Genomic DNA, 24,605 nt, shown 5'->3' with positions numbered 1-24,605 from the left:
GTAACCTTTAACCACACGGTTCAGGCTTGCCGATAAGGCAAGGCGGTTTTCGCGTCTTCGGCATACCCCAATACCCCGACACGTTCCCGCTCAAGGAAATCTTTCACCGCCGACTTCAAGCCCGGATGGCGCAGGTAATGCCAGGAATGGGTGATCACAGGCTCAAAGCCACGAATCAATTTGTGCTCGCCCTGAGCGCCAGCGTCAAAACGCTGGAAGCCGTTGGCAATCGCGTAATCCATCCCCTGATAGAAACAGGTCTCGAAGTGCAGGCGATCGAATTCCGCCAGACAACCCCAGTAACGGCCATAAAAGCTGTCGCCACCGACCAGACTGAAGGCCATGGCCACCGGCCGTGAGCCTTGTTTGGCCAGCACCACGCGAATTGACTCCGGCATGCGTTCTGCCAGCAGACCGAAAAATTCCCGGGTCAGATACGGCGTTTGCCGACGTACTGCGTAGGTATTGGCGTAGCAGGCATACACAAAATCCCACTGCACCTGGTCCAGTTGCCGTCCTTCCAGCCATTCGAAGTCGATGCCCTGCCCGGCCACTTGCTCACGCTCCTTGCGCATCTGCTTGCGTTTGCGCGAACTGAGGGCGTCGAGGAAATCCTGAAAATCCCGATAACCGCGGTTATGCCAGTGGTACTGACAGCCAATACGCTGCAACCAGCCTGGCTGTTCGGCCAATGCCGCGTCGGTGAACGGATCGGTGAAGTTGATGTGGGCGCTGGAGAGTTCTTCGATCTCAAGATAGCCCGGCAGGCTCTTGAGTAATTCGAAACCGTCCTTGATCGTGGCAGCCAGCAATCGCGGCCCGCTGACCGGGCTGAACGGCACTGCCGTCAACAGCTTGGGGTAGTAATCAATGCCGGCACGCTCACAGGCATCGGCCCAGGCATGGTCGAACACGTACTCGCCGTAGGAATGCCATTTGCGGTAACTGGGCAGCGCGGCGATCAGGCGATCGCCTTCGACATGCAGCAAATGCTCGGGCTGCCAGCCTGAATGCGGGCCGAGGCTGCCGCTGTCTTCCAGCGCGCTCAGAAAGGCATGGCGCAGAAACGGCTGAGTTTCCGGCACCAGCGCGTCCCAGGTGTGCGGCGCAATTTCGGACAGGCTTTCCAGACGTTGCAGCGGCATCAGTATCCCCGACCATCATTTTCTACAGATGGGGCGAGTATCGCTTATCTGATTGCCTAACCCGAAACAAAAAAACCCCGCCGAAGCGGGGTTAAACGAGAGGAGCTTTAACGGATGAAGAAAGAGCTCTTACAGCGTTTACTGCGATTTAGAACACGTATTGAGCGCGGACCACGAAGCCGTCACCGCTGTCATCACCGGTACGACGTGCCGGGGTAGTACCGCTGGCAGCCGTGGCATTGGTCACGTTGTCCGTCTTGGCCTTGAGGTAGGCGCCAGTGATTTTCACCGCTTCGTTGGCGTACCAGTTGACACCCAGGGTGTGCACTTGGGCTTCGGCATCGCCGACATCGCGGGTCAGGCTGGCGGTGGTGATGTTGTCGTCTTCGACGGTCAGGCTGTCGTAACGATAGAACAGCTCCCAGGCACCGATGGACTTGTTGGCTGGCTTGATCGCGTCGAACTTGCCGACTTTATAGCCACGGGCTTCGCCGGTGAGGGTGTAGGCACCCTGAACGTAGAAGCCGTGCCCTTTGATGTCTTCAAGGTTGCTGGCATCGGCCTTGGTTTTGCGGGCGATGTATTCACCTTGGATCGAGGCCGGGCCCATGGCGAATGCGGCTTCCAGACCGTAAGCGTCGTCACGGTCATAGGAGCCCGCAGCCGAAGAGGAACTGCCGCCCAGCACCGGACGGTTGCCATTGGTACCGGCATCGTTGCCGCCGAGGGTTTCGACGCCACGCATGCCCATGCGGGTGCGATAACGCGAATCGAAGGCGGTGTCGGAGACATCACGGGAAGCCACGTTCACACCGAAGTGCAGCACGTTACCGGCGTCATGCATTGGGGCGAATACAAAGCGGCCGTTGACCTGTTTGACGCTGTTGCCATCGGTATCGTCGGTGTCTTTGCTGAACACGCCGGCGGAAGCGTAGAACGAATCGGCGAAGGTACTGGAGGCTTGCAGGCCCAGGCCATTCTGGTGGCTGTTCGCCCAATCGACCATGTCGTACGCCATGTTGCGCTCTGGCGCGGTGACCCACTTGGAACTGGTGGCTTTTTCCAGGCCGAAGTCCGGGTCGAAACGACCGACTTTGATCGAGACCGGTTTGAAGCCGTTGTAGGCCAGCGACGCTTCGTCGAAGTAACCGTTGTCGGAGTCACCGCTGTTGTGGGAGAAGTCGTAGTTGAGGGTGTAAGCCCAATCCGTGTACAGCACACCAGACAGTTCCAGGAACCCACGACGGATGTAGGCAGCGTCGGCGGTATCGCCGTTTCTGGTGTAGACACCATCGAACTGGCTGTAGTCAGCCTGCAAGCGACCGCCGAGTTTGAAGCTGAATTCTTTATCGGTGGTGGCGACTTCAAGGCCGCCCTTGGTTTTGACTACGATATCGGCACCGTCAGTGGTGACGGTGCCAGCGAAAGCCTGGGCGGTTACTGCCATGGCCAATGCGCTGGCGGCAAAACCGGCGAAGTGCTTACGGATCATCGAAGAGTTCCCCTAATTGGTGGTCTTTGGCGTAAGAAAACACGCGGAACTGGCCCGCTGGTGTTGGGAGGGGATCTTGGCGATGGGGTATTTCAGCCGGGTTGCTGATAGATAAAGATTTTATGACAGGGGAACTTTTTTACTTCGAATTGAAATAACAGAACTGCCGCCGCAGGAGATGAGCTGCAAGGCGGCAAACCAGAGCGGATGAAGGGGTGTGTTACGGGCGGGAAAACTACGGTTTGTTCTTCAGATGTTCGTTGGCAAGCCGTTCAGCCAGCGCATCCAGATCAGGCACAGGCGGCTCGGGCATCACTTTCAGGGTGGCCTGCATCAACCGCATCTGCCGAATGAACCGTCGGCAATTGGGGCAAAACATCAAATGATGCCGCATCATCAGGCGCTCACGAAAACTCAACTGGCCATCGAGATAATCACTGGAGCGCGCCACTTGTTCCTTACAGGTCAGCATTCGCCGGTTTCCTCAAAATGTTCTACGGTCGCAAAGACCTTCAACCGTGCCCGATGCAGCAGCACACGAACATTGGAGAGCGAGATCTCCAGAAGATTACAGATCTCCTCCAACTCCATCCCTTGTCGCTCGCGCAACAGCAAAACACTGCTTTGCAGTTCCGACAGGCTGAGCAATGTGTGCTCCAGGCATTCGCGCAGCTCGTTTTCGGTCAACAGGGCCTCTGGCGTGTCCTGATGCCAGGCGAACGGCGCCACCAGCCAATGACCATCACTCGATGAAAAACGATCGTCATCGACCGTGCCGTGAGGCGACGGCAGGTCATCGAGCAGTACTTCCCGGCGGTTTTGCTTGTAGCGGCTTTTGGCCGAGTTGGCGGTGATGGTCAACAGCCAGGTCTTGAGGCTTGAACGCCCCTCGAACCCGCCGAGGTTACGCACAACCGACAGCCAGGCATCTTGAACGATTTCGTCGGCATGCCGGTTGCCGACGATCGCATAAGCCACCGCACGCATGGCGCTCTGATAGGTGCTGACCAACTCTTTGAAAGCCTTTTGTTCGCCCGCCAGCAGGCGCTCGAGCAGTTGCGCATCGTCAGCCGCCATTAACAAACCCCTTGTCCTGACCTCGAAAATGAATACAGCAGGACTTCGCCGTAGGCGTCGTCCTGCTGGCATTTCCGAAAATTACAGCGTCCTGGCTATTTCGAATGTAGGAACATTCCTCACAAGTAGCAGGAAAGAACGACAGCAGCCCAGATCAACGCTTGCGCAGAATCACACTACCGATCGAGTAACCGGCGCCGAACGAGCTGAGTACAGCCAGCGAACCGCTGACCAGATCGTCCTGATTCTTGTGAAACGAAATCACCGAACCGGCAGAACTGGTGTTGGCATAGGTGTCGAGAATCACCGGGGCTTCTGCTTCGGTGGCTTCGCGGCCCAGCAGCTTTTTGACAATCAGGTGGTTCATGCTGAGGTTGGCCTGGTGCAACCAGAAGCGCTTCACGTCGCTGACGTTGAGCTGGTTTTCTTCCAGGTGCGTAGCGATCAGCTCGGCGACCATCGGGCAGACATCGCGGAACACCTTGCGGCCTTCCTGGACGAACAGTTTGTCGAGGGCACCGATGCCCTCTTCCGCGGCGCGGTTGAGGAAACCGAAGTTGTTGCGGATGTTGTTGGAGAACTTGGTCAGCAGTTTGGTGCTGACCACGTCGAACTGGTACTTGGACGTCGCCAGATCCGCACGTTCGATAATCACCGCGGTGGCGGCGTCGCCGAAAATGAAGTGGCTGTCGCGGTCGCGGAAGTTCAGGTGACCGGTGCAGACTTCCGGGTTGACCATCAGGATCGCCCGGGCCTGGCCCAGTTGCACGCTGTTGGCGGCGGCCTGGATGCCGAAGGTCGCCGAAGAGCAGGCCACGTTCATGTCGAAACCGAAACCCTGAATGCCCAGCGCTTCCTGAACTTCGATGGCGATGGCCGGGTAGGCGCGTTGCAGGTTGGAGCAGGCAACGATCACACCGTCGATGTCTGCGGCGGTCTTGCCGGCGCGTTGCAAGGCTTGCTCGGCTGCACCGATGGCCATCTGGCAAAGCACCGACCACTCGTCGTTGGAGCGCTCGGGCAAGCGTGGCGCCAGGCGCTGCGGGTCAAGGATGCCGTCCTTGTCCATGACAAAGCGGCTTTTGATGCCGGACGCTTTTTCGATAAACGCTGCGCTGGACTCGGTCAATGCCTGGATTTCGCCGCGGGCGATGGCCTCGGCATTGTCGGCGTTGAACTGCGCCACATAGGTATTGAAAGACTGCACCAGCTCTTCGTTGGAGATGCTGTTGGCCGGGGTGTACAGGCCGGTGCCGCTGATGACGACGTTATGCATGGTCGTTTCTCTAATCCTGTTCAGGCAGAAAGCGCTGGCACCGACGTACCAACACACAAAGGGTCTACTCCAGGTTCCTGACGCAAACCTGGCATCGCTTTATTCCGATCCGCCCAGGCCCTTGGAGGCTCAAAACCGCGGGGCCGGCGTTTATAGGCGCGAAGTTTGCCATAAACGCCGGCTTTTGGCCCCTTTTGCGAGAGCAACAGCGTACCTAACGTGGGAGCCGGTGTGGCGAGGGGGCTTGCCCCCGTTGGGTGGCGAAGCCGCCCCAAAACCTGCAGCCTCGGTGTATCAGATATACCGAGTGCGCTGGTTTTACGACTGCTACGCAGCCGAACGGGGGCAAGCCCCCTCGCCACACAAGCCCGCTCCCACAGGGGTTATGGCTCGACCTGGCTCCATTGCTTGTTCAGGCGTTTGTCGGAGATCGGCACCTTGGTTCCCAATTGCTGCGCGAACAGCGAGACCCGGTATTCCTCCAGCCACCAGCGATAGAGCTCCAGCTGCGGATCGCGCTTGCCTTCCTGGGCATGTTTGTTGGCGCGGGTCTGGTATTGAGCCCAGAGGCCGGACAATTCGCCGCTCCAGACCCGGTCTTTCTGCACCTGAGCGCCGAGTTTTTCGAAACGTTGCTCGACGGCCTTGAGGTAACGCGGCAGTTCCTTGAGCCACGGCATCGGCGTTTCACGCACGAACCCTGGATACACCAGATGGCTGAGCTGCTGCTTGATGTCGTTCAAGGCCACGGCTTGCGCCAGGTCGATCTTGCCCTTGAAGCGCTTTTGCAGGCCGTGCCATAGCTTGAGAATTTCCAGGGTCAGCCTGGCCAGCCGTTCAGCGTGCTCGGTCCAGCCGCCGCGTTTGCGCTCGGCCAGCGATGCCAGCCCGGCGCCATCGCGCGGCAACGGGTCTTCGCCGTCGAGGATGCAACTGTCGAGACTGGCCAGCAGAATGTCTTCCACCAGGCTGTCGATGCGCCCCAGTTCGCGGTACATCAGGCCCAACTCGGTCAGCCCCGGCAACTTGCTGCGCAGGAACTTCGCCGGTTCCGCCAATTGCTGCATCAACAAACGCTGCAAAGCCCGGCGATGCTGGAATTCGGCTTCGGCTGGGGTCGAGAAACGTCCTTCCTTGACCGTGCCGGCCTCTTCCACCAACGCCGGATACACCGTCATCGACAGCCCGGCGATTTTCTGCTGGGTTTTCTCGGCGACGGCGGCAAAGACTTTCGCCTCCACCGGTTGCTGGCTTTTCGCAGTCTGCGGCACCGCCAAAGCAGCCTGACTGGCCTCGGCAAAGCGTGCGGTCAGCTCGGCCAAGTCACGGCCTTCGCCGAGGAACTTGCCCTGACCGTCGACGATTTCCAGGTTCATCCGCAAATGGCTTTCGACCTGCTGCGAGGCTTCGGCCCACGCCTCATCGCTGACCCGCGCGCCAGTCATGCGCAGCAACTCACGGCCCAGCGCCTGAGGCAACGAGCCCTCGGCAAACGTGATGCGCTGCAACGCGGCTTTGACGAAGTCCGGCACCGGCACGAAGTTCTTGCGCAAGGCCTTGGGCAGGTTGCGCACCAGCGCGATGCACTTGGCCTCGATCACCCCCGGCACCAGCCACTCCAGGCGTTCCGGCGGCAGCATCGGCAACAGCGGCGCCGGCACGCGCAAGGTCACGCCATCGCGAGGATGGTTGGGTTCGAAGTGATAACTCAGCGCCAGTTCCAGATCGCCGATGTGCAGGGTGTCCGGGTAATGCGTGGCGGTGACTTCGCTGGCTTCGCGGGCCAGCACGTCTTCTTCGCGCATGATCAGCAGCTGCGGGTCTTTCTGGCTGTTGACCCGATACCAGCTGTCGAAGGTCGCGGTCTGGTGAATCTCTGCCGGCAACCGCGCATCGTAGAAGGCGAACAGGGTTTCTTCGTCGGCGAGGATGTCGCGGCGGCGCGCCTTGGCTTCCAGTTCGTCGAGCTGTTCCAACAACTGTGCATTAGCAGACAAACACTTGGCTTTGGATTGAATCTCACCGCGCACCAAAGCTTCGCGGATAAACAACTCGCGGGACACCACCGGGTCAACCGGCCCGTAATGCACTGGCCGGCGTCCGACCACGATCAGCCCGAACAGGGTGATCTGTTCGAAAGCCACGACCTGACCGCGCTTCTTCTCCCAATGGGGTTCGAAGTGGTTTTTCTTGATCAGGTGCCCGGCCAGTGGCTCGATCCAGTCGGCGTCGATCTTGGCGACCATCCGCGCGTAAAGCTTGGTGGTTTCCACCAGTTCGGCGGTCATCAGCCATTGCGGACGCTTCTTGCCCAGGCCCGACGATGGGTGAATCCAGAAGCGCCGCTGACGGGCGCCGAGGTAATCGCCGTCTTCGGTTTTCTGGCCGATCTGGCTGAGCAGGCCCGAGAGTACGGCTTTGTGCAGTTTCGGGTAATCCGCCGGCTCTTTATTGAGGCCGAGCTGCATGTCGCGGCAGATCAGGCTCAACTGGCGATGGGAGTCGCGCCACTCGCGCAGACGCAGGTAATTCAGGAAATTCTTGCGGCACCAGTTACGCAGCGGACTGGCCGTCAGGGCCTGACGTTGTTCTTCAAAACCGCGCCACAGATTGACCAGCCCGGCGAAGTCCGAGTCCACGTCTTTCCATTGCGCGTGGGCCTGATCGGCGGCTTGCTGACGCTCCGGCGGACGTTCGCGCGGGTCCTGAATCGACATGGCACTGGCGACAATCAGCACTTCCTGCAAGCTGCCGAGTTTGGCCGCTTCCAGCAGCATACGGCCCATGCGTGGGTCCACCGGCAGCCGCGCCAACTGGCGACCGAGCGGGGTCAACTGGCTGTTGCGATCCACCGCCGAGAGTTCTTGCAGCAGGTTGAAACCGTCGCTGATGGCTTTGCCGTCCGGCGGCTCGATGAACGGGAAATCGGTGATCTCGCCCAAACGCAGATGGAGCATCTGCAGAATGACCGCCGCGAGGTTGGTTCGCAGAATTTCCGGGTCGGTAAATTCCGGCCGACCGATGAAATCTTCTTCGCTGTACAAGCGCACGCAAATGCCCGGCTCGACCCGCCCGCAGCGACCTTTACGCTGATTGGCACTGGCCTGGGAAATCGCTTCGATGGGCAGGCGCTGGACCTTGGCGCGGTAGCTGTAACGGCTGATGCGCGCGGTGCCGCTGTCGATCACGTAACGAATGCCCGGCACCGTCAGCGAGGTTTCGGCAACGTTGGTCGCCAGTACGACTCTGCGCCCTGGGTGCGACTGGAAAATCCGCTGTTGCTCGGCCGGTGACAACCGTGCATACAACGGCAGAATTTCGGTGTGTTTCAGTTGCGCCTTGCGCAGCATGTCCGCCGCGTCGCGAATCTCGCGTTCGCCGGGCAGGAACACCAACACATCGCCGGGGCTCTTGCGCTCACTGCGTTCGAACGCGGCGATTTCATCGAGGGTGGCGAGGATCGCCTGATCCACGGTCAAGTCATCCTCGACGCGGTTGCCCTCTTCATCCTGCTCCAGGGTCAGCGGGCGATACCAGGTTTCTACCGGGAAGGTACGTCCGGAGACCTCGACAATCGGCGCATCATCGAAGTGTTTGGAGAAACGCTCCAGGTCGATGGTCGCCGAAGTGATGATGACTTTCAGGTCCGGGCGGCGCGGCAGCAGGGTTTTCAGGTAACCGAGCAGGAAGTCGATGTTCAGGCTGCGTTCGTGGGCTTCGTCGACGATGATCGTGTCGTAGCGTTCGAGGTAGCGGTCGTTCTGGGTTTCTGCCAGCAGGATGCCGTCGGTCATCAGTTTGATCAGGGTGTTGGCATCGCTCTGATCCTCGAACCGCACCTGATAGCCGACCAGCGCGCCCAACGGCGTCGCCAGCTCTTCGGCGACCCGGCTCGCCACGCTGCGAGCGGCGATTCGACGGGGCTGGGTGTGGCCGATCAGGCCGTGCTGGCCGCGACCGATTTCCAGGCAGATCTTCGGCAACTGAGTGGTTTTACCCGACCCGGTTTCGCCGGCAATGATCAGCACCTGATGCTTGAGCAGCGCTGCTTTGATTTCATCGCGCTTGGCGGCGATCGGCAGGCTGTCGTCGTAACGAATCACCGGCAGGCTGGCCCGCCGCGCCAACACCTGATCGCAGGACGCCTGCGTGCGCGTCACCCACTGGGCCAGTTTGGCCTCGTCAGGTTTCTTGCGCAGCTCAAGCAACTGCCGCCGCAGCCGGTGGCGGTCGGCGAGCATGGCGTGATCGAGGTTTTTCAGCAGTTTGTCGATGGAGGGCGATTCGTCAGTCATCAGGTACGCAAAAGTCGTCTAGTGGCGCAGGGGCGCGATTGTCGCAGATTTGGGCGCATGGCGACGAATGCAACCTGCTTTTGTGGCCAGAGGGTTACTGTAGCCAAGAGGCTTTTGTGGCGAGGGGGCTTGCCCCCGTTCGGCTGCGCAGCAGTCGTAAACCCGGTACTCGCGGTTTGTCTGAATCACCGCGCTGGCTGATTTTGGGGCGGCTTCGCCACCCAACGGGGGCAAGCCCCCTCGCCACAGTAAGCCCCTCGCCACAGGGGTCACTCGGGGCCTTATTCGTTATCGAGGCCCTTGCGCCGATATGGAAACACATCAATCACCTTCCCCGCCCGAATCGCCTCCTGCAAACTCTTCCAGTAATCGGCGTTGTACAGCTCACCGTGCAATTGATCGAACAACTTGCGTTGCCCCGAATCGGCAAACAGGAACGGTGGAAACTCCTCGGGGAACACATCCAGCGGCCCGATCGAGTACCACGGCTCGGAGGCCATTTCGTCTTCCGGCGTACGCGGTTGCGGGATGTGGCGGAAGTTGGCTTCGGTCAGGAAGCAAATCTCGTCATAGTCATAAAACACCACACGACCGTGACGGGTGACGCCAAAGTTTTTCAGCAACATGTCGCCGGGGAAAATGTTCGCCGCCGCCAGTTGCTTGATCGCCAGGCCGTAATCCTCCAGCGCCTCGCGCACCTGCGCTTCGTTGGCATGCTCCAGATAGAGGTTCAGCGGCGTCATCCGGCGTTCGGTCCAGCAGTGGCGGATCAGCACCGTATCGTCTTCTACCGACACCGTGGAGGCTGCCACCTCAAGCAGTTCTTCCAGGCATGCCGGATCGAATTTGCTCAACGGGAAACGAAAGTCGGCGAACTCCTGGGTGTCGGCCATGCGCCCGACCCGGTCGACGCTTTTCACCAGGCGATACTTTTCGATCACCGTGGCGCGGTCGACGTTTTTCGACGGTGAGAAGCGGTCCTTGATGATCTTGAACACGGTGTTGAAGCCCGGCAGCGTAAACACGCTCATGACCATCCCGCGTACGCCGGGGGCCACGATGAACTGATCGTCGGTGTGGGCCAGATGATTGATCAGCGCCCGATAGAACTCGGACTTGCCATGTTTGTAGAAGCCAATCGAGGTGTACAGCTCGGCGATGTGCTTGCCCGGCAGAATGCGCTTGAGAAAGCCGATGAATTCCGCCGGAACCGGTACATCGACCATGAAGTACGAACGGGTGAAGGAGAAGATGATCGACACCTCCGCCTCGTCGGTGATCAGTGCATCGATCTGGATGCCCCGACCTTCGCGGTGCAGCAGCGGAATCACCAGTGGCCACTGCTCGTCCTGGGTGTAAATGCGCCCCACCAGGTAGGCGCCCTTGTTGCGGTAAAGCACCGAGGAAAACAGCTCGACACTCAATTCCGGGTCCTTGCAGACCCAGTCCGGCAGGTTCTCGCGCAATTGTGCTTCGAGGCGGCGCAGGTCGCCAGGCAAATCGGCGTAGTCCTCGCTGAAGCGGTAGTCGGCAAAGATGCTCGTGAGCATGCCAGACAGTTGACCCTGCGGCTTGTAGGTGCGGGTCTGCGCGGCCCGGGCGCGGCGCAGACTCGGCCTGGTGGTGTGGATGAACATGCAGCCGTCGCTGATCAGGTCGTGGCTGAACAGCCCGCAGAAAATCGAGTTGTACCAGGTCTCGGAGAGTTCATCGTCAAAACGCAGGTCGATCAGGCTGATGTAAGCGCTTTTGACCAGCGGCCAGCAACTGACATCCATCAACACATCGGTCGCGAACGACGCATGCAAGCGCCCCACCGTTTCGCCGACTTTTTCTTCGTAGAGGTTGATCCGCGCTGCCGACGCAACTTGCGTTTCCTGCCACCGGGCCTGCTCGAAGCGGGCTCGGGCGCCGTCGGTGATCTGACGGAAATGCTCGCGGTAATCGTCAAAGCCATCGAGGATCAATCGGGCGATGTCGGCGGCTGGCCATTGCTGCGGCATGGTGAGACCTCTGCGGCTGTTCTTATCGTTGGAGCCTGAGCTTAGTGGCCCTGTGTTACGCAACGCAAGCCATTGCCTTGTGCCCCGACTGGCGCGACACTTGCGCGCCAATCAAGGAAGGAAAGTGCTGTGAACCCCGTCGATATCCTGCGTTTGTTGTCACTTGCCGCCATTTGGGGCGCGAGCTTTCTGTTCATGCGCATTATTGCCCCAGTGATTGGCACAATCCCCACTGCTTTTTTCCGCGTATCGATTGCCGCTGTCGGCCTGCTGGTGATCCTCGGGCTGATGCGTATCAGCTGGGATTTCAAAGGCAAGCTCAAGACAGTGATGCTGCTCGGGCTGATCAACTCCGGGATTCCAGCAACCCTCTATTGCGTGGCCGCCCAGGTACTGCCGGCCGGTTACTCAGCGATTTTCAACGCCACCACGCCGTTGATGGGAGTGTTGATCGGCGGCCTGTTCTTCAGTGAAAAACTCACCGGGGCGAAGGTCTGCGGGGTGTTTCTCGGACTGTTCGGCGTCGGCATCCTCACCCGCGCAGGTCCAGTGGCGTTCGACATGGAACTGCTGATGGGCGCACTGGCGTGCCTGATGGCCACCACCTGCTATGGCTTTGCCGGGTTCCTCGCCCGCCGCTGGCTCGACCAGGCCGGCGGCCTCGACAGTCGCCTTTCGGCCCTGGGCAGCATGCTCGGCGCGACCTTGTTTTTGCTGCCGCTGTTCGGCTACAGCGTGATCAGCCAGCCTCCGGCGAGCTGGGGCGGCTGGAGTGTCTGGTTGTCGTTGCTGGGGTTGGGTTTGGGGTGCACCGCGTTTGCCTACATTATTTACTTCCGTTTGCTCAGCTCGATCGGCCCGGTGAAATCCATGACCGTGACCTTCATGATTCCGCCATTCGGGGTGTTGTGGGGGGCGCTGTTGCTGGATGAGCCGCTGTCGTTGGCGCACCTCTATGGCGGGGTGTTGATTGCGGTGGCGTTGTGGCTGGTGTTGAAGCCGGCGGTGTTGAAGACGGCAGAGGTGGTTGCCAGATAGTGTTGTGGTGCGGCTGCTAATGCCTTCGCGAGCCCGCTCCCACATTGGGTTGGTGTTACGACGAAAATCCAATGTGGAAGCGGGGCCTGGAGCAATGCGCCAGGCCTTTCGGTTTCAAGCGGTCTTACGAAACACAAACACCAGGCCGACGATGATTAGCCCCATGCCCAGCAAGCTCAACGCCGCCAGTCGGTTGCCGAAAAACAGGTAATCCATCACCGCCGTCACCGCCGGCACCAGGTAGAAAAGGCTGGTGACATTCACCAGATTGCCCCGGGCGATCAGTCGATACAGCAGCAGCGTCGCCAGCACCGACACCACCAACCCCATCCACAACACCGGCACGATGAACCCGGTACTGTGTTCGATGTGAAACGGCTGGAACGGCACAAACACCCCGCACAACAACAGCCCGGCCAGGTACTGCACCGGCAGTGTGCCCAGGGGATTGTCGGTGATGCGTTTTTGCATGATCGAACCGAATGTCATGCTCGCCAGCGCCAACAGGCCGCAGAGCATTCCGGCCAATGACATGCCAGCCAACCCGATGCCCTGATAGACCACCATGATCAACCCGGCCAAGCCCAGCGCCAGACCGAACAGCCGGCTCCAGGAACGCTGACGTTCCATCAGCACCACAGTGAGAATCGGTTGAACCCCCATGATGGTTGCCATCACTCCGGGGGTGACCTTCAGGTCGAGGGCCAGCAGATAGAAAATCTGATAAGCCCCCAGCAACACCACACCCGTGGCCATCGCATACAACATTGGCTTGCCGCCCTTGGGCAGTTTCAACTTGAGCAACGGCATCAGCAGCACCAACCCGCACAAGGCGATGGCGAAGCGCACCAGCAGAAAGGCAAACGGTGACGCGTGGGCCAGGCCCCATTTGGAGAAGATCGCCCCGCTGCTCCACAGCAGAACGAACAGGCACGTGGACGCCGCCGCGAGCGCGGTTTTTTTCGAAAGGACAAACATGAATACCACCTGTAGTCAGGCAAAAAAAGCCAACTCAGCCGAAGCTGAAATTCAGTAGTTTTTTCAGGCGGGCGCTTTTTCAGACGGGCATGGGAACAGCAGAAAAAAGCTGATCAGCCCGAGAAGCCAACGACTGCGCACACCGGCGTGCTACTGACAGGTGGGGGGTAATGACTGATCTGCGCAGGCTGCTGATTCCCGCACGGCACGACGCCAGCGCTGATCGCTGAATCGACTACCGCGTTGATGAGGGAAGCTGGCATGGGCTGATCTTTTTTGATGGGTGAAAGGGTGGCTCAGGAAACCACCGAGCGCCGACTATAACCAGCACATGACATCGATTGCAATGACTTGGACAAAGGGCTGTAGCAGCTGTCGAGCTCCAGCGAGGCTGCGTTCAGCTGCGAAGCAGTCGTTAATCCGATCACCTTGGTTTACCTGAAACACCGCATTGGCTGATTTACGACTGCTTCGCAGCCGAACGCAGGCTTCGCCAGCTGCTACAGATCGCATTACGGCTTAACTGACTGGGGATGGCTTTTTTGTGCAGAAACCGGCCTCAACCAAACAACCAGTACCCCAGCAGCGTCAACACCACCACCGCCAGCACCGGCCGCAGTACGCGGTAGGCCTTGGGGTTGCGGCGTTTCCACTGTTTGACGACACCGCTGATTTTGTCGCTGGAGTTCTTGCTCCAGGCATAGGCCTGGTTGATCCCGCCAACGCGCTCATCATCAAGGTTCTGTGGTGCCGTGGCGCGCCCCAGCAAACCGCTGATCCAGCGGTTGATACGGGTCATGAAGCGATTGCTCAGCGGTCGCTCGATGTCGCAGAACAGGATGACCCGGGTTTGCCCGGTTTCGTTCTTGACCCAGTGCACGTAGGTTTCATCGAACATCACATCTTCACCGTCACGCCAGGCGTAGACCTGACCGTCGACGAAGATGCGGCAATCGTCGGAGTTCGGCGTCGACAGCCCCAAGTGATAACGCAAAGAGCCGGCGAACGGATCGCGATGCGGGTTGAGGTGGCTGCCACCGGGCAGCAGCGCAAACATGGCGCCCTTGACGTTGGGAATACCGCTGACCAACGCCACGGTTTTAGGGCACAAGGTTTCGGCCGACGGCAGGGGTTTGTCATACCACTTGAGGTAGAAACGCTTCCAGCCCTTCTTGAAGAATGAACCGAAACCGGCATCGTTGTTCTTTTCCGCGGCGCGAATATAGCCCTCGTCGAACAAGTGCATGGCTTCATCGCGGATAACTTCCCAGTTGTCCCTGAGCACGTCCAGTTCCGGGAACTGGCTGCGGTCCAGGTAGGGTTTGGAGGGCACGCCGGAGAACAGGTACATCAAGGCGTTATAGGGTGCAAACAGAGCCGAGTGGTTGACGAACTGACGCAGGACCGGCAAACGCGCCTTGCCACGCAAGTGCACATAGAGCGTGCTGCCCAGGAACAGCAACAACACCGAAGCCTTCGCGACAAAGGAAAAGCTCATCTACAACTCCTTGATAGTAGGTAACTCCGCACAACGCCATTTACCCGACGTGGCAATCGGCCATGATAAACACTACCGGCCTCGGGAAAAACCCGCATAACTCAACATTCAGTGTTAAGGATTACGCAATAAACACTTATTAACACAAGGTTCCTGAACGGGGGCTGACCTGAATCAACCCCTATGACAAGGAGGCTTGCCCCAATACCTGTAGGAGCGAGGCTTGCCCGCGAAGAACGATGACGCGTAATACCTGAAAAACCGCGGTGCATTCTTCGCGGGCAAGCCACGCTCCCACAGGACTTTCGTCACTCAAATTTCTTGACTTGCCGGCATTGGGACTTGCCCCCGTTCGGCTGCAAAGCAGTCGAAAAATGTTATTGCTGATTCTCCTGTTCGGTAAACAGATCACTGAACAGCATGCTCGATAAGTAGCGTTCACCGGAGTCGGGCAGGATCACCACGATGGTCTTGCCCTGCATTTCCGGGGTTTCGGCCAACCGCACAGCCACCGCCATGGCAGCGCCGCACGAGATACCGCTCAAAATCCCTTCTTCCTGCATCAGGCGCAGGGCCATCGCCTTGGATTCGTCATCGCTGACCAGCTCCACCCGATCGACCATCGACAGGTCCAGGTTCTTCGGCACAAAACCAGCGCCAATGCCCTGGATTTTGTGGGGGGCAATGGGCTTGATCTCGTCCCCGGCCCTCGCCTGGGTGATGACTGGTGACAACACCGGCTCTACAGCCACCGAGATAATCGGTTTGCCCTGGGTATTCTTGATATACCGCGAAACCCCGGTAATGGTTCCTCCCGTCCCGACGCCCGCTACCAGCACATCAACCGCGCCGTCGGTATCGTTCCAGATTTCCGGCCCGGTGGTTTTTTCGTGGATGGCCGGGTTGGCCGGGTTATCGAACTGCCCCGGCATGAAGTAGGTGGATGGATCACTGGCGAGGATTTCGGCGGCCTTCTCGATCGCGCCTTTCATGCCTTTGGCCGGTTCCGTCAACACCAGTTCGGCGCCAAGGGCCTTGAGCACCTTGCGGCGCTCTATGCTCATGGACGCCGGCATGGTCAGCACCAGCCGGTAACCGCGGGCGGCGGCAACGAACGCCAGGCCAATACCGGTATTGCCCGAGGTCGGTTCGATGATGGTCATGCCGGGCTTGAGTTTACCAGTGCTTTCGGCCTCCCAGATCATGTTCGCGCCGATCCGGCACTTGACCGAATAACCGGGATTGCGCCCTTCGATCTTGGCCAGAATGGTCACACCGCGCGGGGCGATACGGTTGATCTGCACCAGCGGCGTATTGCCTATGGAATGGGCGTTGTCAGCGAAAATACGGCTCATGGCTGAGTCCTTATACAGCGTTGAATTAGCGCTCCAAGGTATGCCTGTTACCCGTGGTCGTCCAGTCAGTCGAACGTCCGCGTACCCCAGCAGTCAATCGCTTTATACCGCCAGAGATTTGCCGCCATGAAGCGTCGATACAGTTGGCCCTTGTGGACCCTCGCCGGCCTCGTTCTGCTGCTCGTTGCCCTGCACATTGCCCTGCCCTACGTGGTGCGCGATTACCTCAACGAAAGATTGGCGAACATGGGTGACTACCACGGGCAGATTACCGACGTAGACCTGGCCCTGTGGCGCGGCGCCTACAAAATCAACGGACTGAAAATCGTCAAGGTCGACGGTAAGGTCCCGGTGCCTTTCGTCAACGCACCATTGATCGACCTGTCCGTCAGTTGGCACTCGCTCTGGTACGACCACGCCGTGGTGGCCGAGGTGCAGTTCGACAAACCCGAGGTGAACTTCGTCGATGGCGGCGCCAACAAGAAAAACTCCCAGACCGGTCAGGGCACCGACTGGCGGGCACAATTAAACAAATTGCTGCCGATTACCCTGAACGAAGTGCGGATCAACGACGGCCGGGTCACCTTTCGAAACTTCAATTCAAAACCGCCCGTGAACATGAATGCCACTCAGGTCAATGCCAGCATTTACAACCTGACCAACGTGGTCGACACCAAAGGCAAACGCGATGCCCGGTTCGACGGCAAGGCGCTGTTGCTGGGGCATGCACCGCTGGAAACAACGGCAACCTTCGATCCCCTGAGTGACTTCCAGGACTTCGAATTCCGCCTGCGGGTCAAGGACCTGGAACTCAAACGCATGAACGACTTCGCCTCAGCCTACGGCAAGTTCGACTTCAATGCCGGCCATGGCGATGTGGTTATCGAAGCCAAAGCCAACAAGGGTCAACTCACCGGCTACATCAAGCCACTGTTGCGGGACGTCGATGTGTTCAATTGGCAACAGGACGTGGAGAGCAAGAACAAAGGGCTTTTTCGCTCGATCTGGGAAGCACTCGTCGGAGGCACCGAGAACGTGCTGAAGAACCAGCCGAAAAACCAGTTCGCCACTCGCGTCGAGCTCAGGGGCAACGTGCATCAGCGAGATATCAGCGCGTTTCAGGCGTTTTGGCAGATTTTACGCAACGGTTTCATTCAGGCGTTCAATGCCCAGTACGAACGGCCCAAGCCGGATACCGACTAAAACTTGCGTGTGACGGTGTAACGACCGGTTTCTTCCGCCGCCCGCGCCGGGGTTGATTGCTGCTGCAGAAAGTCCCAACCCAGGCAGGCCAGGGCCAACGACCGCGGGACTGCTTCACGACCACTGCTGTAGCGACTGATACTGCGGGCACTGACTCCCAGCGCCTCGGCCGCCTGATTCAGCGGTAACCCGGTGCGCGCACGCCAATCGATGAAAATACGGGTGTTTTCATCTACCGCGTTTTGTGCAAGGGCATCCAGATACAGCGTATCTGCGCCAATCTGGATATCCAGCTCCGGCCACTCCACGCTCCAGCCATCGTCACCCAAAGCCGCTCCTTCAAAAGCTCGGTCCTCCAGCAATGGTTGCAGCCCCGGGTATGAACGCAGGTCGCGACTTAAATCGAGGCTCAGCTGCTGCCCATCGATAAAAGTCAGCGCCAGCCTGTAATCCGGCAGTACCTGCACGACCGACAGCCGAGGTCGTTTCATGGGTAACATTGTTTCCAATCCTCCAGCAATTGCACCTGATGGGCCCTGACCCACTCCAGCGCTTCCTTGATAATCAGCGGCGGCGCCTTGCCGACCATCACTTCGACGGTTTCCAGGCTGAGCATCACATCCAGCCCGCCACCTGCCAGATGTACATGGGGCGGCGGATGATCCTTCTCGCGCAACTGAATGCGGTATGTATCGCGAAATCGATATTTAGTAGACATGCCCAGCAAGCTATCGCCAAAATGGCGATAGCTCAATACTGGCTAGCGGCCGAGACTGAGTCAAGATGTGACGCCCCATTCAGAGACTGAATAAGCCGTCTGCGTTCACAGTCGACCGGGCAGCGCGTTATAGTCGAGCCTGACCATTATTGCGCCCCGCCCTGCCTCGTTCAGGTCGGCGTTACCGTTCGAGGATTAGCAGATGAAGTTCGAAGGCACCCAGGCCTACGTCGCCACCGATGACCTGAAGCTGGCGGTCAACGCCGCCATCACTCTGGAACGGCCACTGCTGGTCAAGGGCGAGCCAGGCACCGGCAAGACCATGCTCGCCGAGCAACTGGCCGAATCCTTCGGCGCCAAGTTGATCACCTGGCACATCAAGTCCACCACCAAGGCGCATCAAGGCCTGTACGAGTACGACGCGGTCAGCCGCCTGCGGGACTCGCAGCTGGGTACAGAGAAGGTCCACGACGTTCGCAACTACCTGAAAAAGGGCAAGCTCTGGGAGGCTTTCGAGTCCGAAGAGCGGGTGATCCTGCTGATCGACGAAATCGACAAGGCCGACATCGAGTTTCCTAACGACCTGCTGCAAGAACTCGACAAGATGGAGTTCTACGTTTACGAAATCGACGAGACCATCAAGGCCAAGAAGCGCCCGATCATCATCATTACCTCCAACAACGAGAAAGAGCTGCCGGACGCCTTCCTGCGCCGTTGCTTCTTCCACTACATCGCCTTCCCGGATCGCGTCACGATGCAACGGATCGTCGACGTGCATTATCCGAACATCAAGAAAGACCTGGTCAGCGAAGCGTTGGACGTGTTCTTCGATGTGCGCAAAGTGCCGGGTCTGAAGAAGAAGCCATCGACCTCGGAACTGGTGGACTGGCTGAAGCTGCTGATGGCCGACAACATCGGCGAAGCGGTGCTTCGTGAGCGCGATCCGACCAAGGCCATTCCGCCACTGGCAGGCGCCCTGGTGAAGAACGAACAAGACGTGCAATTGCTTGAGCGCCTGGCGTTCATGAGCCGTCGCGGCTCTCGCTAAGCCCCGATAGAGAGAGGCGATCGCCATGCTGCTCAACCTGTTCAATGAAATGCGTGCCGCCAAGGTGCCGGTTTCGGTACGTGAGTTGCTGGACCTGATCAACGCGCTGAAACAGCGTGTGACCTTCGCCGACATGGACGAGTTCTATTACTTGTCCCGGGCGATTCTGGTGAAGGACGAAAAGCATTTCGACAAGTTCGACCGGGCGTTCGGTGCCTACTTCAATGGCCTGGAAAAGCTCGACGATCACCTTCAGGCGTTGATCCCCGAAGACTGGCTGCGCAAGGAGTTCGAACGCTCCCTGACCGATGAAGAACGGGCCGCGATCCAGTCCCTGGGTGGCCTGGACAAGCTGATCGAAGAGTTCAAGAAACGCCTGGAAGAACAGAAGGAACGCCACGCCGGCGGCAACAAATGGATCGGCACCGGCGGCACCAGCCCGTTCGGCTCCGGTGGCTTCAACCCGGAAGGCATTCGGGTCGGCGATGCCGGCAAGCGCCAGGGCAAAGCAGTGAAAGTCTGGGATCAGCGCGAGTACAAGAACCTCGACGATTCGGTCGAGCTGGGTACACGCAACATCAAGGTCGCCCTGCGTCGCCTGCGTAAATTCGCCCGTCAGGGTGCGGCGGAAGAACTGGACATCGACGGCACCATCGACCACACCGCGCGCGACGCCGGGTTGCTGAACATCCAGATGCGTCCGGAGCGGCGCAACACCGTCAAGTTGTTGCTGTTGTTCGACATCGGCGGCTCGATGGACGCCCATGTGAAGATCTGCGAAGAACTGTTCTCGGCCTGCAAGACCGAGTTCAAGCATCTGGAGTACTTCTACTTCCACAACTTCATTTATGAATCAGTGTGGAAGAACAACATGCGCCGTACCTCCGAGCGCACAGCCACCCAGGACCTGCTGCACAAGTACGGCGCCGACTACAAAGTGATCTTCATCGGCGACGCCGCCATGGCGCCCTATGAAATCACCCAGGCCGGCGGCAGCGTCGAGCACTGGAACGAAGAAGCCGGTTACGTGTGGATGCAGCGCTTCAAGGAAAAGTACAAGAAGCTCATCTGGATCAACCCATACCCGAAAGACACCTGGGGCTATACCTCGTCGACCAACATCGTGCGGGATTTGATCGACGACCAGATGTATCCGCTGACCTTGCGGGGGTTGGAGGAAGGGATGCGGTTTCTTTCCAAGTAATCTCTGTTGTCTGGACTGACGCCATCGCGGGCTTGCCCGCGATGCTTTTAGCAGCCTAAAAACCGGCGCAAATACTCGACCTGCTCCCGATGTGCCACGTCCTGCACCACCGGCTTCAACCGCACCTTCGCCCCCGGCAAACACTGCGCCAACCGAGCCAGCGCCAACGGCGTCAACGCCCCCAGTCGCGGATAACCGCCAATGGTCTGCCGATCATTGAGCAGCACAATTGGCTGCCCATCCGGTGGCACCTGAACCGCGCCCAGCGGAATGCCTTCGGAAATCATCGGCTTGCCCTGGTACTCCAGCGCCGTTCCCAGCAAGCGAATCCCCATGCGATCGGCGCGGCTGTCGAGGGTCCAGGCGCTGTTGAACGCGTCGAACAGACTCTGCCCGCTGAATTCACCGATCTGTGCACCGATCACCAGGTCCAGCGGTGCAGCGAGACCCAGGTCCGGTCGCAGGTCCGCCGGCAACTCCCGCAGCAGCATCACCGAGTTGCCCGAATAGCTCAACGACTGCCCCTTGGCCAACGGATGGCCCATGCCATCGAGACCGCCAAGTTCCTCGCGCACCACCGTCGCCCGGCTGCCCAGCACCTTGGGCGCATCGAATCCGCCCGGCACCGCCAGATAGGCCCGCGCCCCGAGTAACGGCTGAGTGAATTGCAGTTGCTGACCTTTGTGCAGCCTGAAACTGCGCCACGGCGCCAACACCTCGCCATCGATTTGCGCCCCCAGATCCGCTCCGCCCAGTGCCAGCACACAATCCTCTTCGGCCACCACGCTGAACCCACCGAGGGTGATTTCGATCACCGGCGCATCCAACCCATTGCCCAACAGCCAGTTGGCCCACGACATCGATCGCCAATCCGCTGCCCCGCCCTGGGTCACGCCCAGATGCCGCACGCCAAATCGCCCGGCATCCTGCAACAGACACAGCGGCGTACTTGCTTCAATCGTCAGTCGGCTCATGCCAAGGTCTCCAACGGCGTATCGTCACCGCCCAGGTTGATGAACTCGGCATGGCTGACCGCTTCAAAGCGCACCGTGTCGCCTGGTTGCATCAAGCTATAACCGTCGCGCTCGCGGTCGAATAATTTGGCCGGGGTGCGGCCGATCAGGTTCCAGCCACCGGGGGACACCACCGGATAAGCCGCCGTCTGGCGTTCGGCGATACCGACACTGCCAGCAGGCACTTTTTTGCGCGGAGTACTCAGGCGCGGCGATGCCAGCACTTCTTCCACCAATCCCATGAAGGCAAACCCCGGAGCGAAGCCCAACGCGAACACCTGATACTCGTGTTCGCTGTGACGACGGATCACCTCTTCCACGGCTAATCCACTGCGCCGGGAAAGCAAGCTCAGTTCCGGGCCGACGCTCAGGTCATACCAGACCGGCAGCACATGGCATTTGCCGCTGGCACGAGCGTTGGGCGACAGATCGATCAAGGCTTCAGCGATCAACTCCCGGGCCTGGGCCGGGCTCAGCGCTGTCAGATCGTAATGCACCATCAACGTCGTGTAGGACGGCACCAGATCGATCAAATGGCGAGCGAACGCCTCTCGCAGACGCTCGCTGGCCGCGAGCATCCACGGCATGTTGGCTTCGCTGATTTCATCGAACAGACGCACCATCAGACAATCCAGCGCCACCACTTCCACCCGTGGATTCATGACGCGCTCCGCTGATTCAAGGCCTCGCGAATGCGTTTCACGGCAGCCACCGAACTGGTGTTGTCGCCGTGTACACACAGGGTGTTGGCCTGCAAATACAAGATGCTGCCGTCACTGGCCGTGAGGTTGTCACCGCGGGCAATGATCAGTGCCTGTTCGATGATTTTCTCGGGGTCGTGATGCACGGCTCCCGGCAGTTGCCGCGAAACGAGCATGCCTGCGCTGTCGTAAGCGCGATCGGCGAAAGCTTCGAACCACAACGTCACACCATACTCATCGCCCAATTGCTGGGCGGCGCTGTTGTCGCGGGTGGCCATCAGCATCAGCGGCAGTGTCCGGTCGTAGGCCGCCACGGCCTGAATTACCGCACGCAATTGCGCCGGGTTGGCCATCATGTCGTTGTACATCGCGCCGTGGGGTTTGACGTAACTCACCCGCCCGCCCTGAGCCCGGCAAATGCCGTCGAGGGCGCCGATCTGATAATGCAACAGGTCCTGCAGTTCCTGAGCGGTATAAGCCATGGATCGACGACCGAACCCCACCAGATCCTGATAGGCCGGGTGCGCACCGATCTGCACGCCGTGGCTCAAGGCCAGGCTGACGGTCTTGCGCATGATGCTCGGGTCGCCTGCATGGAAGCCGCAGGCGATGTTGGCGCAATCGATGAAAGGCATGACCTCGGCGTCCAGACCCATGGTCCAGTGGCCGAAACTCTCGCCGATGTCGCAGTTCAATAGCAGGCGGTTCACGCTGAACACTCCTGTAGGCTCTTTATCGTTTTAGCTGCGGGACATATCTGTAAGGACAGCCCCGCAGATTATCAGTTACTCGGCTTCGAGTTGCTTGCCGCGAGTTTCCGGCAGGCTCAAGGCTGCCAGAATCACCACACCGTAAGAGACCGCCGCAAAGGCTCCGATCCCCATGCTCAACGGCACTTTCTGGCTGAGCAGACCAATCAGCAGCGGGAAGAATGCCGCCAGCGCCCGGCCGATGTTGTAGCAGAAGCCCTGGCCCGAGCCACGAATCCGCGTCGGGAACAACTCGGTCAGGAACGAACCCATGCCGCTGAAAATCCCCGAGGCGAAGAACCCCAGCGGGAAGCCCAGCCAAAGCATCACGTTATTGCTGACCTGCAGTTGGGTGTAAAGCAGGACGATGGTGAAGGAGCCGACCGCGAATAGAATGAAGTTCTTTTTGCGACCGAGAATGTCGGTCAGGTAGGCACTGATCACATACCCTATGTAGGAACCGACTATCACCATCGCCAGATAACCGCCGGTGCCCAGTACGCTTAAACCGCGCTCATTCTTGAGGAAGGTCGGTAGCCACGAGGTGATTGCGTAGTAACCGCCCAGAGCGCCGGTGGTCAGCATCGAGGCACGCAAGGTAGTGCTGAGGACGCCCGGAGCAAAGATCTCGTAGAACTTTGCCGGATTGCTCTGTTCCTGCCGGGCCTTGGCTTCACGGTAGATTTCCGGGTCCTTGACCAGTCGACGGACGAAAATCACGAAAATTGCCGGCACGATCCCCAGCAGGAACAGCGCACGCCAGGCATCTTCTGGTGGTAACCACGAGAACAGCAGCGCGTACAAAATCGCGGTCGCCCCCCAACCCAGTGCCCAGCCCGATTGCACCATGCCAACCGCTTTGCCGCGATCCTTGGCGCGGATCACCTCGCCTATCAGCACCGCGCCGGCAGTCCACTCGCCGCCAAAGCCGAAGCCCATCAAGGTGCGGGAGATCAGCAGTTGCTCATAGTTTTGGGCGAAGCCGCAGAGGAAGGTGAAGAAGGCGAACCACAAAACAGTCAGTTGCAACGTGCGCACACGGCCGATGCGGTCAGAGAGAATCCCCGCCACCCAACCACCGATGGCCGAGGCGATCAGGGTGCTGGTGTGAATCAGCCCGGCCTCGCCGGTGGTGATGCCCCACATGGCAATCAGGGTCGGCACCACGAAGCTGAGCATCTGGGTGTCCATACCGTCCAGGGCATAGCCGATCTTGCAGCTCCAGAACGTGCGACGCTCCTGCTTATTGATGTTGTGGTACCAGTCGAAAGGTCCCGGACGAGCCTGGGCCTTGGGGATGTCGAGCGCACTCATGGCAAATCTCCGCGCGAGTTTTATTAGAATTGTTCTGAACCCCGACGATGCCTATCGTGGGAACCAGGTAGCCTGATTTTTGGGCGCCCGGCCCTGCTACGTCCAACTAATAAAACCCCGACCCAGACATAAGAAAAACTTGATCCCATGAACCTGAAGGTTCATGGGGCGTCTGTCTGGGTCGCCCGACTCAAGAATTTTCGCCTGGCGGCAGGCAGGCTCCATCGATCAACGGCCGCTGAATTTGCAGATAGTGTCGTGGCGGTTGGGCGTGGAGTGGGTCGAGGAGAGTATTGCGGTGTGTCAGCAGATGCTGGGGAGGTATGCGCGCAAGGTGGGTGAGGATTACATCGAACTCAGCAAGCCAACCCTCAAAGCCTGATACACCGTAAATCCTGTGGCGAGGGAGCTTGCTCCCGCTGGACTGCGCAGCAGCCCCAAATGGCCAGGTAAACCGCGGTTGCCGGATTTACGACTGCTGCGCAGCCGAGCGGGAGC

At 59.3% G+C, this 24,605-nt stretch carries 21 protein-coding genes and 1 pseudogene; 5 read left to right on the top strand and 17 right to left on the bottom strand.

The window, feature by feature from the left end; all coding sequences use genetic code 11:
• Positions 1-20: 20 nt before the first annotated feature.
• The 7 genes from ACA044_RS07315 to aceK all read right to left on the bottom strand — a co-directional run bounded on the left by ACA044_RS07315 (position 21) and on the right by aceK (position 11,288).
• Positions 21-1,145, bottom strand: a complete 1,125-nt coding sequence (locus tag ACA044_RS07315; RefSeq protein ID WP_497445767.1) for a GNAT family N-acetyltransferase — start codon at positions 1,143-1,145, stop codon at positions 21-23.
• Between the two features lie 148 nt (positions 1,146-1,293).
• Entirely contained in the window at positions 1,294-2,637 is a 1,344-nt protein-coding gene (locus ACA044_RS07310; protein ID WP_497445766.1) for an OprO/OprP family phosphate-selective porin, read from the bottom strand.
• Positions 2,638-2,872: 235 nt separating this feature from the next.
• The gene (locus ACA044_RS07305; RefSeq protein ID WP_123501124.1) at positions 2,873-3,109 is read right to left on the bottom strand and encodes an anti-sigma factor family protein; all 237 of its coding nucleotides are present in this window, start codon (positions 3,107-3,109) and stop codon (positions 2,873-2,875) included.
• Positions 3,103-3,714 (bottom strand): RNA polymerase sigma factor, encoded by a 612-nt coding sequence (locus ACA044_RS07300; RefSeq protein WP_497445765.1) that lies wholly within the window; start codon positions 3,712-3,714, stop codon positions 3,103-3,105. Before ACA044_RS07300 ends, ACA044_RS07305 begins: the two co-directional genes overlap by 7 nt.
• A gap of 154 nt (positions 3,715-3,868) precedes the next feature.
• Positions 3,869-4,990 (bottom strand): beta-ketoacyl-ACP synthase III, encoded by a 1,122-nt coding sequence (locus ACA044_RS07295; protein ID WP_497445764.1) that lies wholly within the window; start codon positions 4,988-4,990, stop codon positions 3,869-3,871.
• A 383-nt stretch (positions 4,991-5,373) separates the two neighbouring features.
• Positions 5,374-9,285: an ATP-dependent RNA helicase HrpA gene (hrpA, locus tag ACA044_RS07290; protein ID WP_497445763.1), complete on the bottom strand. Its 3,912-nt coding sequence runs from the start codon at positions 9,283-9,285 to the stop codon at positions 5,374-5,376.
• 281 nt (positions 9,286-9,566) lie between these two features.
• The gene (gene aceK, locus ACA044_RS07285; protein ID WP_497445762.1) at positions 9,567-11,288 is read right to left on the bottom strand and encodes a bifunctional isocitrate dehydrogenase kinase/phosphatase; all 1,722 of its coding nucleotides are present in this window, start codon (positions 11,286-11,288) and stop codon (positions 9,567-9,569) included.
• Positions 11,289-11,417: 129 nt separating this feature from the next.
• On the opposite strand from aceK, the gene ACA044_RS07280 reads away from it, so the two are divergent.
• Entirely contained in the window at positions 11,418-12,326 is a 909-nt protein-coding gene (locus ACA044_RS07280; RefSeq protein WP_497445761.1) for a DMT family transporter, read from the top strand.
• 114 nt (positions 12,327-12,440) lie between these two features.
• On the opposite strand, the gene ACA044_RS07275 is transcribed toward ACA044_RS07280, so the two are convergent.
• The 4 genes from ACA044_RS07275 to cysK form a co-directional block, all read right to left on the bottom strand.
• Positions 12,441-13,304 (bottom strand): DMT family transporter, encoded by an 864-nt coding sequence (locus ACA044_RS07275; RefSeq protein ID WP_497445760.1) that lies wholly within the window; start codon positions 13,302-13,304, stop codon positions 12,441-12,443.
• Positions 13,305-13,417: 113 nt separating this feature from the next.
• A complete protein-coding gene (locus tag ACA044_RS07270) occupies positions 13,418-13,567 on the bottom strand; it encodes a hypothetical protein (RefSeq protein WP_497445759.1) in 150 nt (49 codons plus the stop codon).
• A 296-nt stretch (positions 13,568-13,863) separates the two neighbouring features.
• The gene (locus ACA044_RS07265) at positions 13,864-14,802 is read right to left on the bottom strand and encodes an aspartyl/asparaginyl beta-hydroxylase domain-containing protein (RefSeq protein ID WP_497445758.1); all 939 of its coding nucleotides are present in this window, start codon (positions 14,800-14,802) and stop codon (positions 13,864-13,866) included.
• Between the two features lie 377 nt (positions 14,803-15,179).
• On the bottom strand, positions 15,180-16,157 hold the full coding sequence (gene cysK, locus ACA044_RS07260) for a cysteine synthase A (protein WP_497445757.1): 978 nt from the start codon (positions 16,155-16,157) through the stop codon (positions 15,180-15,182).
• 126 nt (positions 16,158-16,283) lie between these two features.
• Between cysK and ACA044_RS07255 the strand changes: the two genes are divergently transcribed.
• A complete protein-coding gene (locus tag ACA044_RS07255; RefSeq protein WP_497445756.1) occupies positions 16,284-17,360 on the top strand; it encodes a DUF748 domain-containing protein in 1,077 nt (358 codons plus the stop codon).
• Here ACA044_RS07255 and ACA044_RS07250 read toward each other — a convergent pair.
• The gene (locus ACA044_RS07250) at positions 17,357-17,860 is read right to left on the bottom strand and encodes a DUF2442 domain-containing protein (protein ID WP_497445755.1); all 504 of its coding nucleotides are present in this window, start codon (positions 17,858-17,860) and stop codon (positions 17,357-17,359) included. The two genes, ACA044_RS07255 and ACA044_RS07250, sit on opposite strands and share 4 nt — an antisense overlap.
• Positions 17,848-18,078, bottom strand: coding sequence for a DUF4160 domain-containing protein (locus ACA044_RS07245; RefSeq protein WP_497445754.1), 231 nt, complete (start codon positions 18,076-18,078; stop codon positions 17,848-17,850). The genes ACA044_RS07250 and ACA044_RS07245 overlap by 13 nt, the downstream gene beginning before the upstream one ends.
• A gap of 202 nt (positions 18,079-18,280) precedes the next feature.
• Here ACA044_RS07245 and ACA044_RS07240 point away from each other — a divergent pair, with 202 nt between their 5' ends.
• Positions 18,281-19,126 carry an AAA family ATPase gene (locus ACA044_RS07240; RefSeq protein ID WP_038979370.1) on the top strand — a complete coding sequence of 282 codons (846 nt, stop codon included), beginning with the start codon at positions 18,281-18,283 and terminating at the stop codon, positions 19,124-19,126.
• Between the two features lie 25 nt (positions 19,127-19,151).
• Positions 19,152-20,330 carry a vWA domain-containing protein gene (locus ACA044_RS07235; protein ID WP_030132618.1) on the top strand — a complete coding sequence of 393 codons (1,179 nt, stop codon included), beginning with the start codon at positions 19,152-19,154 and terminating at the stop codon, positions 20,328-20,330.
• A 47-nt stretch (positions 20,331-20,377) separates the two neighbouring features.
• On the opposite strand, the gene ACA044_RS07230 is transcribed toward ACA044_RS07235, so the two are convergent.
• From ACA044_RS07230 to ACA044_RS07215, 4 genes are all read right to left on the bottom strand, one after another.
• The gene (locus ACA044_RS07230; protein WP_497445753.1) at positions 20,378-21,304 is read right to left on the bottom strand and encodes a 5-oxoprolinase subunit C family protein; all 927 of its coding nucleotides are present in this window, start codon (positions 21,302-21,304) and stop codon (positions 20,378-20,380) included.
• Positions 21,301-22,005, bottom strand: a complete 705-nt coding sequence (gene pxpB, locus ACA044_RS07225; RefSeq protein WP_497445752.1) for a 5-oxoprolinase subunit PxpB — start codon at positions 22,003-22,005, stop codon at positions 21,301-21,303. Before pxpB ends, ACA044_RS07230 begins: the two co-directional genes overlap by 4 nt.
• Positions 22,002-22,754, bottom strand: coding sequence for a 5-oxoprolinase subunit PxpA (locus ACA044_RS07220; RefSeq protein WP_497445751.1), 753 nt, complete (start codon positions 22,752-22,754; stop codon positions 22,002-22,004). Before ACA044_RS07220 ends, pxpB begins: the two co-directional genes overlap by 4 nt.
• 75 nt (positions 22,755-22,829) lie before the next feature.
• On the bottom strand, positions 22,830-24,107 hold the full coding sequence (locus ACA044_RS07215; protein WP_497445750.1) for an MFS transporter: 1,278 nt from the start codon (positions 24,105-24,107) through the stop codon (positions 22,830-22,832).
• A 220-nt stretch (positions 24,108-24,327) separates the two neighbouring features.
• On the opposite strand from ACA044_RS07215, the pseudogene ACA044_RS07210 reads away from it, so the two are divergent.
• Positions 24,328-24,489 (top strand): annotated as a pseudogene (locus ACA044_RS07210) (LysR family transcriptional regulator); the annotation flags it as partial.
• Between the last annotated feature and the right edge of the window lie 116 nt (positions 24,490-24,605).

This window comes from Pseudomonas sp. LBUM1673 (assembly GCF_059695645.1).
The sequence above is the reverse complement of the archived record's forward strand: the minus strand, read 5'-3'. Positions and strand labels throughout refer to the sequence as shown.